The sequence below is a fragment of the Angelakisella massiliensis genome, from assembly GCF_900104675.1.
Lineage (GTDB): Bacteria > Bacillota > Clostridia > Oscillospirales > Ruminococcaceae > Angelakisella > Angelakisella massiliensis.
On the sequence record NZ_LT629945.1, the window covers coordinates 1613135 to 1628504 of the forward strand.

The following is a 15370-nucleotide window of genomic DNA, read 5'->3' on the forward strand; positions in this document are numbered from 1 at the left end:
AAACCTTATCCATCAGAACTGAAAAAATTCAGATAGGCGTAATAAAACAGAGCTGTTCTATTCCTGTGGAAAGCCAGGATTTTTTCAGAATGGAAGGAGCTTCATCATTAAATAAAAACTTTTTTGATTTAATGTCACATTTTGTAGGTTTCATGATAGATTCCCTCTTGCAATCCATTGTGAAAAATGGCAAAATAAGAAATAAATTTTCTCCCCTTTGGTCAATTGACAAGAAAGAGGAGAATCATCCAGAAGGAGGAAGTTATGGCGCATCAAACGGTTTTGATTGTGGATTTCGGCGGTCAGTATAATCAACTGATCGCGCGTCGCGTCCGGGAATGCGGCGTTTATTGCGAGGTCCATCCCTATACCACACCCCTGGCTGAACTCAAGGCGAAAGATCCTATCGGTCTGATTTTTACCGGTGGTCCGGACAGCGTTTATCTGGATGGTTCCCCCAAGGTGGATCCGGAAATTTTCACCTGGGGTGTGCCGATCTTGGGCATCTGCTATGGCTGCCAGTTTATGTCCCACACTTTGGGTGGCCGGGTAACAGAAGCTCAGGATGATTCCGCCCGGGAATATGGAAAAACAGTGACCTATTATGACACCTCATGCCCCATTTTCCAGGGCTTGCCGGAACAGGGGATTTCCTGGATGAGCCATGGGGACTATATGGCTGCCATTCCGGAAGGGTTCAAGCTGGTGGCTCATTCCGATGCCTGCCCCAACGTGGCTATCGCCGATGAAAAGCGGGGATTTTATGGGGTACAGTATCATCCTGAGGTCAATCACACCGAAAATGGCCTGAAGATGATCCGCAATTTCCTCTATGAGGTCTGCGGCGCTGTTGGCGACTGGACCATGGGTAATTTTTGTAAAACCACCGTGGAGCGGCTGCGGCAAGAAATCGGCGGCGGCAGAGTGCTGCTGGCTCTTTCCGGCGGCGTGGACAGCTCTGTACTGGCGGCGCTGTTGGCGGAAGCGATCGGAGATCGTCTGACCTGTGTTTTTGTTGATCACGGCTTGATGCGTAAAAACGAGGGGGACGAAGTAGAGGCTGCTTTTTCAAAATGGAAGGTAAACTTTGTTCGGGTCAATGCCGAGGATCGTTTCCTCATCAAGCTGGCCGGTGTATCTGAGCCGGAAAGCAAGAGGAAAATCATCGGCGCTGAGTTCGGTTATGTATTCCGGGACGAAGCGGAGCGTTTCCATATCACCAACGAGGATTTTCTGGCTCAGGGAACCATTTATCCTGATGTCATTGAATCCGGTAAAGGAGACGCGGACGTTATCAAGAGCCACCACAACCGCCTCCTTCCTCCCGAGGTGGTCGCGCGGTTCAAAGGTGTGCTGGAACCGCTGTCTCTGCTGTTCAAGGATGAAGTCCGGCAGCTGGGAAGAGAACTGGGACTTCCGGAATATATGGTTATGCGTCAGCCCTTCCCCGGACCGGGTTTGGCTATCCGCATTATCGGTGATATTACCAAGGAAAAGGCGGATATGCTGCGGGAAGCTGATGCCATTTTCCGGGAAGAGATGGCCAACGCCGGTTTGGATCGGACCGTCAGCCAGTATTTTGCGGTGCTGACCAATGTGCGCTCTGTGGGCGTGATGGGGGATGGCCGCACTTATGATTACACATTGGCCCTTCGGGGTGTGACCACCACCGACTTTATGACAGCGGACTGGGCCAGAATCCCCTATGAAGTGTTGGACAAGGTTTCCAGCCGGATCATCAATACTGTTCGGGGTATCAACCGTATTGTATACGACATTACCTCCAAGCCCCCGGCAACCATCGAATGGGAGTAATTTCAGAGGCTTGGAAAAGCCTGTAGTTACTGGGCTTTTGAGGGGTTAAGGCCCTTTGTGGCAACGATTAGGCAACATTTTTTCATTATTCATAAAAAGAGAGCTAACTGATTTTGATTAGTCAGTTGGCTCTCTTTTTCTGTCAATGGAAACCACCGGCTCTGCCGGTGGAGGCATCCCATAAAAAGCTTTAGCTTCAAGCATCGAGCGAAGCGAGCTACAAGGAGCAAATTTTCGTCCGTGGGAAAAACTTCCAATAAGACGTCAGTTGCCCGTTTACGGGCTGCGGAGCAAGTGATGCAAACGAAGTAACATTCAGTGCGTCTTAAGACGCGGGCTGGTAATATGCCCTTCTAGGGCTGATGCAAACCACCAGTTCAACTGGTGGTTTTGATTACGGTCCATTTTTACTGGACCTGTTTACTTTATTATTATATGCCATTAGAGAAAAAGAGAAGCCAAATAAAAAGTATCTGGAAGAATTGCTGGCGGTACTGAACCTGACCGCACGGAGGAACCATCTTCCCAGTCAACTTTCTGGCGGCCAGCAGCAACGTGTCGCTATTGGACGTGCCTTGATTACACGTCCCTCTCTGATCTTGGCAGACGAGCCGACCGGCAATCTGGATACGCAAAACACAAGCGAAGTCATTGCGCTGCTGAAAGAAGCATCCAGAAAATATGAGCAGACCATTGTTATGATTACGCATAGCAAAAGCATCGCCCAGACCGCTGACCGTATTTTGAGGGTATCCGATGGTGTACTGACGGATTTCGGGAGGTGCCGTGAATGAAAAGTTATCTTAGTCTCATTCCCATCTCCGCTAAAGTCCACCGCCGTCAAAATCGTATGACGCTGCTTTGCATTGTATTTGCTGTGTTTATGGTAACAGCAGTATTCAGTATGGCAGAAATGGGTTTTCGGATGGAACAGGCCCGATTGGTTGGTAAGCATGGAAGTTTCTCTATTGGAGACTTACTCGGCAGTTCCATGGGGCAAACCCTTCTTTCTGTTGCGGTTGTTCTGTTCCTGCTGATTTTGATTGCAGGCGTTTTGATGATTTCCAGTAGCATGAATAGCAGCGTTGCACAGAGAACCCAATTTTTCGGAATGATGCGCTGCATTGGTATGAGTAAGCAGCAGATCATCCGCTTTGTCCGTTTAGAGGCATTGAACTGGTGCAAAACAGCTATCCCTATCGGTCTTGTTTTAGGGGTTGTTACTACATGGGGACTTTGCGCGGTACTGCGTTTTGTAGTCAGAGAAGAATTTTCTGATATTCCCCTCTTTGGCATTAGTATTTTTGGCATTGCTTGCGGTATCTTTGTGGGACTGATTACTGTACTGATTGCCGCAAATGCTCCGGCAAAACATGCTACGAAGGTGTCTCCCATCACAGCGGTGTCTGGAAATGCAGGCCACGAAAAAACAATGCGTCATTCGCCGTATGTAGGTTTCGGAAAAATTGAATCCCTTCTTGGTGTCAGCCATGCAATCTCCGGGAAGAAAAATTTATTCCTGATGACAGGTTCTTTTGCACTTAGCATCATCCTGTTTTTGAGCTTTTCTGTTATGGTCAATTTTGTGGATTACCTAATTCCTCAGTCGGCTGCCACATCAGATATAGATATTGCAAGTGCTGGCGGTAATACGATTCCTCGGGAACTGCTTACATCCATCTGCGAAATGGATGGAGTGAAGGAAGTTTACGGGCGTCGTAAAAGACCAGATACTTGTTATTGCTCCGCATGAAGCATTGATCCCCTCTGACACATGGCTGAAATGCCGGAAAAAGCTCATGGCAAATACCACCTTCCAGCAGGGGCGGAAACCAAAAAACACTTGGCTGGCCGGAAAAATCAAATGCGGGCATTGTGGGTATGCGCTGAAAGCCACCCATGTACCAAACAGCACAGGCTATTTCCGCTGCACCAAACGGACGGAAAACAAAGGTTGTCCGGGCTGCGGGAAAATCCGCAAAGAAGAATTTGAGCAATTTATTTTCTCGGCCATGCAAGAGAAGTTCAAAGATTTTCAGATACTCCACGGCCAAGAGGAAAAGGTTAATCCGAAGCTGACAGCCTATCAAGTAGAGCTGGCACAGGTGGAGGCAGAAATTGAAAAACTGCTGGACACGCTGACCGGAGCCAATGCGACCTTGCTTGCCTACGCCAACAAGAAAATCGAAGAACTGGACACCCGCCGTCAGACCATTTCAAAAGCCATAGCCGATTTGAGCGTCGAAACCATATCGCCCCAGCAGATAAAGAAACTTTCCTATTATCTCGACAACTGGGAGAGCATAGATTTTGACGACAAAAGAAAAGCCGCCGATGGCTTGATTTCTACAATCAAGGCCACCAGCGACCGTGTTCAGATAGAGTGGAAAATCTGATATTTCCGCTCTATCGCCCCTCATTTCTATTTTATCTCGTTTGTACCCCTTGTACACCGACGCTTTACATGGTTGGTAAAAAGGGAACTGTTTGATCTTGATCGATCAGTCAGTTCCCTTTTTCTTTGTAAGATTTTTCGTCAGACGCTTTGCTCACCGCTTTCGGAAGCCGTGCTTTTTATCAGAGTACGGCAGGGCAGATTGTCTTGAAGAAAAACATTTTGTAGATTTTGAGGCAAATTAAAGTGACTCCAAAAGGGAACGGATTTATTGGCTGAAGACCCATTGGAAAAACGTCAAACCCGCTGTTTTTGGAGCCTCTGAATGAGAAGATTTAATTGCTCACATACATTTGTTTATAAGGATTGCTGCTGCAAGGGACAGCAATGGTGAAAGGCGACGCCAAAATCTCTTCCAGATCAAGGTTGAATACCTGGCAGTAGGGGATGAGATATTGCCGCAGCTCCTCCAGATCATCGGGAGAAGCGGGAGAGGCCGTTACCTGATTGGGGAAGAGTACCTCCTCAGGAGTGCAGCGCAGGAACAGTTTGCCGCCGTGCATACCGGTACAGGGAAAATTGCCTACGATCCGCTGCTTATCCCGACCAAGCCCCAGAATGATGATGACGCCTCCCGCCTGGTATTCTCCCAAAAAGCTGCCGGCAGTGCCGCCGATGATCAGCAGGGGGACTTTATCCTTGTAAGCTTTCATATGAATTCCGGCCCGGTATCCGGCATTGTTCCGTACAAAAAGCTGTCCGCCCCGCATAGCGTAACCGGCTGCGTCCCCGATGCTGCCCCGGACGATGATGCGGCCCTCGTTCATGGTGTCACCTACAGCGTCCTGAGCGTTGCCGTCCACAGTGATGGAAGCGCCGTTCAGGTAAGCGCCCAGGGCGTTGCCGGGGATTCCTTCAACCGTCAGCTCCGGCCCGGACATTCCGGCGGCGATGAACCGCTGTCCGCAGCAGCCGGTGAGGGTGACGGGACCGTCCGCCTCCCGCAGTTTTTCATTCAGGGACCTGTGATCCAGTCCCGTCACATCAATGAGCGTCATCTGATACCCTACCTTTCTTTTGCTTCCGGTCCTTTCACCCCGGTGTACTTTTTATGGGCAAATGTGCTGCCCCGGTGTTTTCAGTCAGCGAAGATGAGCGTGTCAAAAAGTTCGACACGCTTCCTGGAGGTATCAAATCCCCCCCAGGATACGCCGCTTGGTTTCTGACGAAACCAGCGGCGCTCCCCCGGTTTCGCGTCCCGGTGGGCGCGGGTCGAGGGATAAAAATCAGGCTTTTCTGCAGTCGTGATCTTCTGCCATGGCAGATTATAAAAGCCAATGCTGCCGCTTTTTTACTTGCTGCTGATGGAGTGTTTTACTCTCCGGCATGAGCAACGCCCAGCACAGACAATTCCCGTTCCGTCAGCCCCAGTCCCCGAAGCATCAGACGATTGCCCCGGAGGGCTTCAATGGAGTTGATGCCCATGCCTCCCATAAACTCCATGATCTCATGATGCCAGGCGGTCATCAGGTTCACCAGCCGCCGGCTGCCTGTGTCGGGATCCAGGCGGCTGACCAGCTCCGGCCGCTGAGTGGCAATGCCCCAGCTGCACTTTCCGCTTTGACAGGTGCGGCAGAGATGGCAGCCCAAAGCCAGTAAGGCCGCTGTGCCGATATAACAGGCGTCCGCTCCCAGTGCCACCGCTTTGACTACATCGGCGGCGCTGCGGATGCTGCCGCCCACCACCAACGAGACGTCACTGCGGATGCCTTCCTCCCGCAGGCGCTGGTCCACTGCCGCCAGGGCCAGTTCAATGGGAATGCCCACATGGTCCCGGATCATGGTGGGAGCAGCTCCAGTACCGCCCCGGAAACCGTCAATGGCAATGATATCGGCGCCGCTGCGGGCGATGCCGCTGGCGATGGCGGCAATGTTGTGGACCGCCGCCACTTTGACGATCACCGGCTTTTGATACCGGGTGGCTTCCTTGAGAGAATAGACCAGCTGACGCAGATCCTCGATGGAATAGATGTCATGATGGGGGGCAGGGGAGATGGCATCGGAGCCCTCAGGGATCATCCTGGTGCGGGAAACATCCCCTACGATCTTAGCCCCGGGCAGATGTCCGCCGATGCCGGGTTTTGCTCCCTGGCCGATTTTGATTTCAATGGCAGCGCCGGCGTTGAGATACCCTTCATGTACACCGAAGCGGCCGGAAGCCACCTGGACGATGGTGTTGGGGCCGTAACGGTAAAAATCCTCGTGAAGGCCGCCTTCGCCGGTATTATAGAGGATGCCCAGTTCCGAGGCGGCCCGGGCCAGGGATGCGTGAGCATTGTAGCTGATGGAGCCATAGCTCATAGCTGAAAACATCACCGGCATGGATAACTCAATCTGAGGGGGCAGCTGGCAGTTTAATTTCCCAGTTTCATCCCGGGTAATCCGCTGGGGCTTTTTCCCCAGAAAAACCTTGGTCTCCATTGGCTCCCGCAGAGGGTCGATGGAGGGATTGGTCACCTGGGAAGCGTTGAGAAGCAGCCGGTCCCAGTACACCGGCAGATCGTTGGGGTTTCCCATGGAGGAGAGAAGAACACCGCCGCTGTTGGCCTGCTTGTAAATTTCACGGATGGCGCTTTCCCGCCAGTTGGCATTGGGGCGGAAGGAGCAGTCGCTTTTGACGATTTTCAGCGCCCTGGTGGGGCAGAAGGCGACGCAGCGCTGACAGTTGACACATTTGCTTTCATCGCTGATCATAATACCCCGCTTGGGGTCGAAACGGTGTACCTCATGAGCGCACTGCTGCTGGCAGATCCGGCAATTGGTACAGCGGTCCCGATTGCGGACCACCTCAAATTCAGGAGCAAGATATTCCATTCCCATACTTAATAAGCACCATCCTTTACCCGGATCACCACCGGTTCGCCTCCCGCGGGAGCCCAAATATGTTCCGCCTCAGGCTCGACGGCCCGGATGGCGGCTTCTTCGCTGGCGATGTAGACCCGGTCCTCTTTTTCACCCACCACCATGGAGCGGAGCTTCAGCCGGTCATTGAGGGCCATCAGCCCCCCGGTGAAGCCCAGCACAATGGAGAAGGGTCCGGTAATGAGCAGACTGGAAAAGAGGGTTCGCAGATACAAATGCTTTTCCCGGTCCGCCAGATCGGTTTTCCGCTGTATGGTGCTCCAGAAGGGAGCGGCGATAACGCTGGCCGCTTCTTCCAAAGTCAGCCCCTGAACCCGTACCAGATAATCCATAATATAGGTAATCACTTCAGTATCGGTCTGGAGAGTGCATTTATAGCCGAACATTTCAATAAAGCGGCGGTTGGCATCGTAGGAGGAAATTTCCCCGTTATGGACCACCGAATAATCCAGCAGGGTGAAGGGATGGGCGCCGCCCCACCAGCCGGGAGTATTGGTGGGATAGCGTCCGTGGGCGGTCCAGGAATAGCCCTCATATTCCTCCAGACGGTAGAATTCCGCCACATCCTCAGGGAATCCCACAGCCTTGAAGGTACCCATATTTTTGCCGCTGGAAAAGACATAAGCGCCGTCCACGCAGGCGTTGATGTACATAACAGTGCGGGCCACAAATTCCTTTTCATCCAGCTGCATGGAGGTCAGCACCGACCGCAGGGGAGCGACAAAATATCTCCAGATCACCGGTTCGCCGGTGATGGCGGGAATTTTACGGGTGGGGATGATCTCGGATTTGATGATTTCAAAGCGTTCCTTGAGGAACACCTCACAGTTTTTTCTGGTGGCCCGCTGGTCAAAAAAGAGATGCAGGGCATAAAAATCCTTATATTCCGGATAGATGCCGTATCCCGCAAAGCCGCCGCCCAGACCATTGGAGCGGTCATGCATGGGTTTCATGGCTTCGGCCATCAGCCCGCCGGAGATGGGACGGCCTTCCCGGGAGATGACCGCGGCAATGGCGCATCCGGAGGGAATTCGTACTTGACCTTCTGGTTTCATGGAGCTTCTTTCCTTTCGGGGAGGATAAAGGCAAAAGGCGCTCATTCCAGCCCGCATCTTTTCGGGGCCGAAATGAACGCCTTTGCTCATTTGCAAGAATTGTACAATGCATCCTGCACTTTGTCAAGAGAATTTTCGCTTTTCCATCAATTCTGTAAAATAGGACAGACTGCTTATTAAAATTTTTGGTCTTTATCTATGTTTTTGATGATAAATGGAGCTTTTAAGAATGAAAGAATAAAAGTTTTTTGATGAATATCAGACGATTGGAAAAATATTTTGCCTGCCAAAAACCGCCTCGGCCACTGGGCTCAGGATGCGGTCAGACTCTTTTTTACTTATAACAGGCAGTGACCGGCACTGCTTTGTTAGGCCATGATTCTTGTCCCGACAGCAGCGCCGGATATAATAAGAGCGGCAGCGTCCGTCCGGTGAGAAGGTTCTTGCTCAGCTGTCCCGAAGGACAAGGCGCTTTGGGGCCTTCCTTTCGTCAAGCTGCCCACAGCGGAGCCGTTTCGGAATGGAATTTTCTGCCGATTTTCTGTTTTTTGCAGGATAAGAAAAAAATGCTGCAAAACCTCTTGACAAATCCCACAGGGGGGCGTATAATTCGGACCCATAAAGGCAAGGGCGTCTTTGAGCTGAATGGCTCAAGGACGCCTTTTCCCTTATCAGGAAAAATTTCAACTGCATATCCGTAAAAAGGCAAAGGCGTCTTTGGAGTATGAGGTACCCAAGGCGTCTTTGCCTTTTTCAGGAGGGCAAAGATGGAGGAAAAGGAGTTTTGAGTATGGCAAACGTACCGGAATATTTTGGAAGCCTGGTTTTTGATGACAGAGTAATGAAAGCCAACCTGTCCGCCCCGGTGTATCAGTCCCTGAAAAAGACCATTGACGAGGGAGCCCAGCTGGATCTGAGCGTTGCCAATGCCGTGGCCATCGCCATGAAAGACTGGGCGGTTGCCCATGGAGCCACCCATTACACCCACTGGTTCCAGCCCCTCACCGGCATCACCGCTGAGAAGCACGACAGCTTTATTTCTCCCTCTCCCGACGGCGGCGTGATCATGGAGTTCTCCGGTAAGGAGCTGATCAAAGGGGAGCCGGACGCATCTTCCTTCCCCAACGGCGGTCTGCGTGCTACCTTTGAGGCCAGAGGATATACCGCCTGGGACCCCACTTCCTACGCTTTTATCAAGGGCAAAACCCTGTGCATCCCCACCGCCTTCTGTTCCTACGGCGGCCAGGCGCTGGATAAAAAGACCCCTCTGCTGCGCTCCATGGAGGCCCTGAACAAGCAGGCGCTGCGGATTCTGCGGCTGTTCGGCAACGATACTGCCAAATGTGTCCGTTCTTCGGTGGGCCCGGAGCAGGAATATTTCCTCATCACCAAGGAGATGTACGATCAGCGTCCCGATCTCCGCTTTACAGGCCGGACCCTTTTCGGCGCCAAGCCTCCCAAAGGCCAGGAGATGGACGATCACTATTTTGGTGTCATCAAGCCCCGGGTGGAAGCCTTCATGGAGGACCTGAACGAGCAGCTGTGGAAGCTGGGAATCCTGGCCAAGACAGAACATAATGAAGTGGCCCCCGCCCAGCATGAGCTGGCTCCCATCTACACTACCACCAACATTGCCACCGATCAGAACCAGCTGACCATGGAGATCATGCAGAAGGTAGCGGCCAAACATGGCCTGGTCTGCCTGCTCCATGAGAAGCCCTTCGCCGGGGTCAACGGCAGCGGCAAACACAACAACTGGTCCATCGCCACAGATTCCGGCCAAAACCTCCTCTCTCCCGGTGAGACACCCTATGAGAACGCCCAGTTCCTGCTGTTTTTGTGCGCCGTTATCAAGGCGGTGGATGATTATCAGGATCTCCTGCGGCTGTCTGTGGCCACCGCCGGCAACGATCACCGGCTGGGCGCCAACGAAGCGCCTCCCGCAGTGGTTTCCATCTTTGTAGGCGATGAGCTGGGGGCTGTTCTGGAGGCCATCGAGACCGGAACACCTTATAAGGGAGCGGAAAAGACCCAGATGACCTTGGGTGTGGATGTATTGCCCGAGTTCAACCGCGACACCACCGACCGCAACAGAACCTCTCCCTTTGCTTTCACCGGCAACAAGTTTGAGTTCCGGATGCTGGGCTCCTCCAACAGCATCGCCTGCGCCAACATCATGCTTAACGCCGCTGTGGCGGAAAGCCTGCGGATCTACGCCGACCGTCTGGAGCAGGCGGAGGACTTTGAGACCACCCTCAACTCCATGATCCGCAAAACCATCAAGGACCACAAGAACATCATCTTCAACGGCAACGGCTATGATGAAAGCTGGATCAGAGAGGCCACCGAGAAGCGGGGACTGCTCAACTATCGCACCACACCCGACTGTATGCCTCACCTGATGGATAAAAAGAATGTGGAGATGCTCACCGCTCATGGTGTTTACTCCGAGGATGAGCTCCGTTCCCGGTGCGATATCATGCTGGAGAACTACTGCAAGACGGTGGTCATTGAAGGCAACACCATGGTGGATATGGCCAAAACCCAGATCATTCCCGCGGTGGAGACCTATGCCGCCGATGTGGCCAGATCGGGCGCCGCCAAAAAGGCTCTGGACCCCACCTTGGCCTGCAGCTATGAAGCGGGTCTGGTGAAAAAGCTGTCTGAGCTTACCGACAGCGCCGCCATGAGGACCCGTGAGCTGGAAGAGGCTCTGGCCCGGCTGAAGGTGGCGGAGGATGTAGTGGGAGAATCCATCCTCATCCGTGACACCGTCCTGCCTGCCATGGAGCATTTGCGGAAGGTCTGCGACGAAGCGGAGACCCTCACTGCCAGAAGCTACTGGCCCTTCCCCACCTATGGGGACCTGCTGTTCAGCGTTCGGTAAAGGACCGTTTCCCTCAGGCGCCGGGCTGTGTCACCAAAGGAAACGCAGCCCGGTGTTTCCGGCTCCGCTCCGGTAAAAGCGGAAAATCAAAGGCGTTTGAGAAAAGAAAAGTATCCCGGAGCGCCTGTCTCCAGCGAGTGGAGGAAGGTGGAAGCTCCATGACAGGTCCGGGGGAAGAACACTTTTCGAGCCGCAATCTGAACGGAAATTTTCTCAGTAGGTGCGCCGCACCGTCCCGCGTCAGTGGACAGAGCCTTGCTTGAGGCTTGGAAAAGGAGAACAAAAATAGGTGGCACAGCGAGCGCAGCACTTGCCCTATTAGGATGCTGAATCAAAAAATAACAACAGGAGGAACGATTCCATGTGTTCTATTATGGGTTACTGCGGCGAAAGTGCCAGCAGAGAGGTTTTTGAGAAGGGATTTGAGCGTACTGTATCCCGGGGTCCTGACGACAGCCGGGTGGTGGATACAGGAAAGGGACTGCTGGGCTTTCACCGGCTGGCCATCATGGGGCTGACCCCGTCGGGGATGCAGCCCTTCCGGCTGGGAAACAGCTATGTGGTGTGCAACGGGGAAATTTACGGCTTTGAAAAGCTGCGGGAAATGCTGCGGAAAAAAGGCTATACCTTCCAGAGCGACAGCGACTGTGAGATTCTGCTGCCTTTGTACCGGGAGTATGGGACGGGGATGTTCGCCATGCTGGACGCGGAGTTTGCCTGCATCATCTATGATGGGGAGAAACGCTCCTATCTGGCAGCCCGTGATCCCATCGGAATCCGCCCCCTTTATTATGGCTACGATCCCAAGGGTACTATCCTTTTTGCCAGCGAGCCAAAAAACCTGGTGGGCCTGGTGGGACAGATCATGCCTTTCCCTCCCGGCTGTTATTACGCAGATGGTGTGTTTCACCGTTATTGTGATATCGCCCAGGTGGACACTTACTGTCAGGACAGTCTGGAGACGGTGTGCGAGAACATCCGCAGGAAGCTCATCGCCGGGGTGGAAAAACGGCTGGTATCCGACGCCAAGGTTGGTTTTCTCCTTTCCGGCGGACTGGATTCCTCTCTGGTGTGCGCCATTGCCGCCCGAAAGACAAACACGCCCATCCGTACCTTTGCCATCGGTATGCGGCAGGATGCCATCGACCTGAAATATGCCAGAGAGGTAGCGGAATATATCGGCAGCCGTCATACGGAAGTCTACATGACCCCGGAGGAGGTAGTGGGCTCCCTGGAAGAGGTCATCCGCACCCTGGGTACCTTTGACATCACCACCATCCGGGCAAGTATCGGGATGTACCTGGTGTGCAAGGCCATCCATAAGCGGACCGATATCCGGGTGCTCCTCACCGGAGAGATCTCCGACGAGCTGTTCGGCTACAAATATACCGATTTTGCTCCTTCGCCCAAAGCTTTTCAGGAGGAATCCCAGAAGCGGGTGCGACAGCTCCATGTATACGATGTACTTCGGGCGGACCGATGCATTTCGGTCAACTCCCTGGAGGCCCGGGTCCCCTTTGGTGATCTGGATTTTGTCCGGTATGTCATGTCGGTGGACCCCTGGCTGAAGATGAACCGGTACGGAAAGGGAAAATATCTTCTCCGCCACGCGTTCGAAAAAGGAGGATATCTCCCGGCGGATATCCTGTGGCGGGAGAAGGCTGCCTTCTCCGACGCGGTGGGCCACTCCATGGTGGACTATCTGAAGGAATATGCCGAGACCCAGTATACCCAGGAGGAATTTGAGGCGGGATGCAGAAAATATTCCCATGCCCGTCCTTTCACCAAGGAATCTCTGTTGTACCGGGACCTTTTTGAGAAATATTATCCCGGTCAGGGGGATATGATCCCCGATTTCTGGATGCCAAACCGCTCCTGGAAGGGCTGCGATGTGGATGATCCCTCCGCCCGGGTGTTGTCCAACTACGGAGACAGCGGCAAATGAGAAAAACAGCCATCTGGAAAAAGCCCTGACGGCGGGAGGGTTATGAGAACAGCCTTTGGAAATCCATGTCTCAGGGGCTTGACCATTTGGCAGGGCAGATAAACTGCCTGCATGGTTTTGACAGGAAAAAGGGGATATTGTTGAGCAGCGCTGTACCGAAGGGAGCGGAATGGACGATAGTGAGAGCTGTCCGCTGCCAGGGGCGGAAAACTGATTTTCCACAAGCTCCATAATCTCTGAGAGCGGCAGTTATGCCCATAGATCGCTTTCTTTCCATGGATGTGGTAAAATAACCAGGATTCCAACAATGGAAAAACCAAGCTTTTTTATCTGCCTTTTGGGCGGCAAACAGCAAATCAGGAGGAAGTAGAATGCGCTTTACCAAAATGCACGGCTTGGGCAATGATTATTTATATGTCTATGGTCCGGTTCCGGAAAATGTGGAGGAGCTTTGCCGCAAACTGTCGGACCGCCATTTCGGCGCCGGCAGCGACGGAATGATTTATATTTCCCCCTCCTCAAAAGGGGACTTTCAGATGCGGATCTTCAATGCTGACGGCAGTGAAGCCAAAATGTGCGGCAACGGGATTCGCTGTGTGGGAAAGTATGTCTATGACAAGGGCTATACCGACCGGACCCAGCTGCGCATCGATACCCTGTCAGGAATCAAAGAGCTTCAGCTCCATCTTATGGGAGGCAAGGTCAAGTCGGTAGCTGTTGAGATGGGCCAGGCGGAAGCGGGAGAGGATCTGTCCCTGGAGGTGGATGGAGAGCAGGTGTGCTGCACTCCTGTTTCGGTGGGCAATCCTCACGCAGTCTTTTTCGTGGAGAGGATGGAGGAAGCCCCTCTCACCACTCTGGGCCCCAAGGTGGAGCGGCATCCCGCCTTCCCTGATGGGGTGAACGTGGAGTTTGTCCAGGTCCTTTCCCCCAATGAGCTGCGGATGCGGGTATGGGAGCGGGGCAGCGGCGTCACCATGGCCTGCGGTACGGGAGCCTGCGCCAGCGCGGCAGCGGCGGTACATAAGGGCCTGTGCCGGAGTAATGTCCCCATTTTGGTGCATCTGGACGGAGGCACGCTGGAAATACAGATAGCTCCCGACGGCACCGTCACCATGACCGGCCCGGCGGAAACTGTTTATGAAGGGGAGACAGACTGATGATCACACCCAACCTGCACTATGGGGATTTGAAAGATTCCTACCTGTTTTATCATATCAGCCAAAAAGTTCAGGCGTATCTGGAGGCGCACCCGGAGGCGGTTTTGTACCGGATGGGCATTGGGGATGTCTCCCTGCCCCTTTGCCCCGCCGTTATTGACGCCCTCCACCAGGGGGTGGCGGATCAGGGCAGTAAAAGCACTTTTCATGGCTATATGCCGGAGTGCGGCGCGCCATTTCTCCGCCAGGCCATTTCCCAGCATTATGGCCGCCGGGGAGTGACCATTTCCCCCGAGGAGGTGTTTGTCTCCAGCGGGGCCAGCGATGAGCTGGGGGATCTGCTGGACCTCTTTGACCGTTCCTCCTCCGCTTTGGTGATGGAACCGGCCTATCCTGCCTATGTGGACGCCAACATTATGGCGGGGCGGAAGATCATCCATCTGGCCGCCGGGGAAGAGAATGGCTTTCTGCCGCTGCCGGATGAACAGACAGAAGGAGATCTGATCTATCTCTGTTCCCCCAACAACCCAACCGGCGCGGTATTCAGCCGGGAACAGCTGCAAAAATGGGTGGATTTCGCCAACAGCCGTGGTTCCATCATCCTATTTGATGCCGCCTATGAGGCTTTTATCCAGGATAAAGCGCTGCCCCACAGCATCTTTGAGCTGAAGGGGGCGGAAAACTGCGCCATTGAGATTTGCTCCCTGTCCAAAACGGCAGGCTTCACCGGCACCCGTCTGGGTTATACCATTATCCCCAAGGGTTTGACCCGTCAGGGGATGAATCTTCATGAAATGTGGGTGCGCAACCGTACCACCAAGACAAACGGTGTCTCCTACATCATCCAAAAGGGCGCGGCGGCGGTATTTACTGCCGAGGGGCAGCGGCAGGTGCGGGAGAATATCCGGGTTTATCAGGACAATGCCCGGATGCTGATGGATGCCTTTGATCAGCTGGGACTGTGGTATTGCGGCGGCAAAAATGCCCCGTATCTCTGGGTCAAATGTCCCGACGGCATGGGCAGCTGGGAATTTTTTGACTATCTGCTGGAAAAAATTCAGGTAGTAGGCACCCCAGGGGAAGGCTTTGGAGCCTGTGGAGAGGGATATTTTCGTTTTTCTACCTTCGGCAGCCCCCAGGATACCAGGGAAGCGGCCCGCCGTTTGGTCAAATTGTTGGGGGGAAAATAAG

10 protein-coding genes and 2 pseudogenes are annotated in these 15370 nt (G+C 53.3%); 9 read left to right on the top strand and 3 right to left on the bottom strand.

Annotated elements, in window-relative coordinates; genetic code table 11:
- The first annotated feature begins 89 nt into the window (after window positions 1–89).
- From BQ5383_RS20825 to BQ5383_RS13025, 5 genes and pseudogenes are all read left to right on the top strand, one after another.
- Entirely contained in the window at window positions 90–311 is a 222-nt protein-coding gene (locus BQ5383_RS20825; RefSeq protein ID WP_139193431.1) for a hypothetical protein, read from the top strand.
- Window positions 265–1815, top strand: a complete 1551-nt coding sequence (guaA, locus tag BQ5383_RS13010; protein ID WP_071432617.1) for a glutamine-hydrolyzing GMP synthase — start codon at window positions 265–267, stop codon at window positions 1813–1815. The genes BQ5383_RS20825 and guaA overlap by 47 nt, the downstream gene beginning before the upstream one ends.
- Window positions 1816–2267: 452 nt before the next feature.
- Window positions 2268–2609 (top strand): annotated as a pseudogene (locus BQ5383_RS13015) (ABC transporter ATP-binding protein); the annotation flags it as partial.
- A pseudogene (locus BQ5383_RS13020) lies at window positions 2606–3535 on the top strand (ABC transporter permease); the annotation flags it as partial. The pseudogenes BQ5383_RS13015 and BQ5383_RS13020, both read left to right, overlap by 4 nt.
- 79 nt (window positions 3536–3614) lie before the next feature.
- The gene (locus tag BQ5383_RS13025) at window positions 3615–4211 is read left to right on the top strand and encodes a recombinase zinc ribbon domain-containing protein (protein WP_235821983.1); all 597 of its coding nucleotides are present in this window, start codon (window positions 3615–3617) and stop codon (window positions 4209–4211) included.
- A 334-nt stretch (window positions 4212–4545) separates the two neighbouring features.
- On the opposite strand, the gene BQ5383_RS13030 is transcribed toward BQ5383_RS13025, so the two are convergent.
- The 3 genes from BQ5383_RS13030 to BQ5383_RS13045 form a co-directional block, all read right to left on the bottom strand.
- A complete protein-coding gene (locus tag BQ5383_RS13030; protein ID WP_071432619.1) occupies window positions 4546–5268 on the bottom strand; it encodes a GltB/FmdC/FwdC-like GXGXG domain-containing protein in 723 nt (240 codons plus the stop codon).
- Between the two features lie 316 nt (window positions 5269–5584).
- A complete protein-coding gene (locus BQ5383_RS13040) occupies window positions 5585–7090 on the bottom strand; it encodes a glutamate synthase-related protein (RefSeq protein WP_071432623.1) in 1506 nt (501 codons plus the stop codon).
- Between the two features lie 2 nt (window positions 7091–7092).
- Window positions 7093–8187, bottom strand: a complete 1095-nt coding sequence (locus tag BQ5383_RS13045; RefSeq protein ID WP_071432625.1) for a class II glutamine amidotransferase — start codon at window positions 8185–8187, stop codon at window positions 7093–7095.
- A 790-nt stretch (window positions 8188–8977) separates the two neighbouring features.
- Between BQ5383_RS13045 and BQ5383_RS13050 the strand changes: the two genes are divergently transcribed.
- The 4 genes from BQ5383_RS13050 to BQ5383_RS13065 all read left to right on the top strand — a co-directional run bounded on the left by BQ5383_RS13050 (window position 8978) and on the right by BQ5383_RS13065 (window position 15369).
- Entirely contained in the window at window positions 8978–11074 is a 2097-nt protein-coding gene (locus BQ5383_RS13050; RefSeq protein WP_071432628.1) for a glutamine synthetase III family protein, read from the top strand.
- A 361-nt stretch (window positions 11075–11435) separates the two neighbouring features.
- Window positions 11436–13019, top strand: coding sequence for an asparagine synthase B (gene asnB / locus BQ5383_RS13055; RefSeq protein ID WP_071432630.1), 1584 nt, complete (start codon window positions 11436–11438; stop codon window positions 13017–13019).
- 371 nt (window positions 13020–13390) lie between these two features.
- A complete protein-coding gene (gene dapF, locus BQ5383_RS13060) occupies window positions 13391–14179 on the top strand; it encodes a diaminopimelate epimerase (protein WP_071432632.1) in 789 nt (262 codons plus the stop codon).
- Window positions 14179–15369, top strand: coding sequence for an LL-diaminopimelate aminotransferase (locus tag BQ5383_RS13065; protein ID WP_071432634.1), 1191 nt, complete (start codon window positions 14179–14181; stop codon window positions 15367–15369). The genes dapF and BQ5383_RS13065 overlap by 1 nt, the downstream gene beginning before the upstream one ends.
- Window position 15370: the final 1 nt, after the last annotated feature.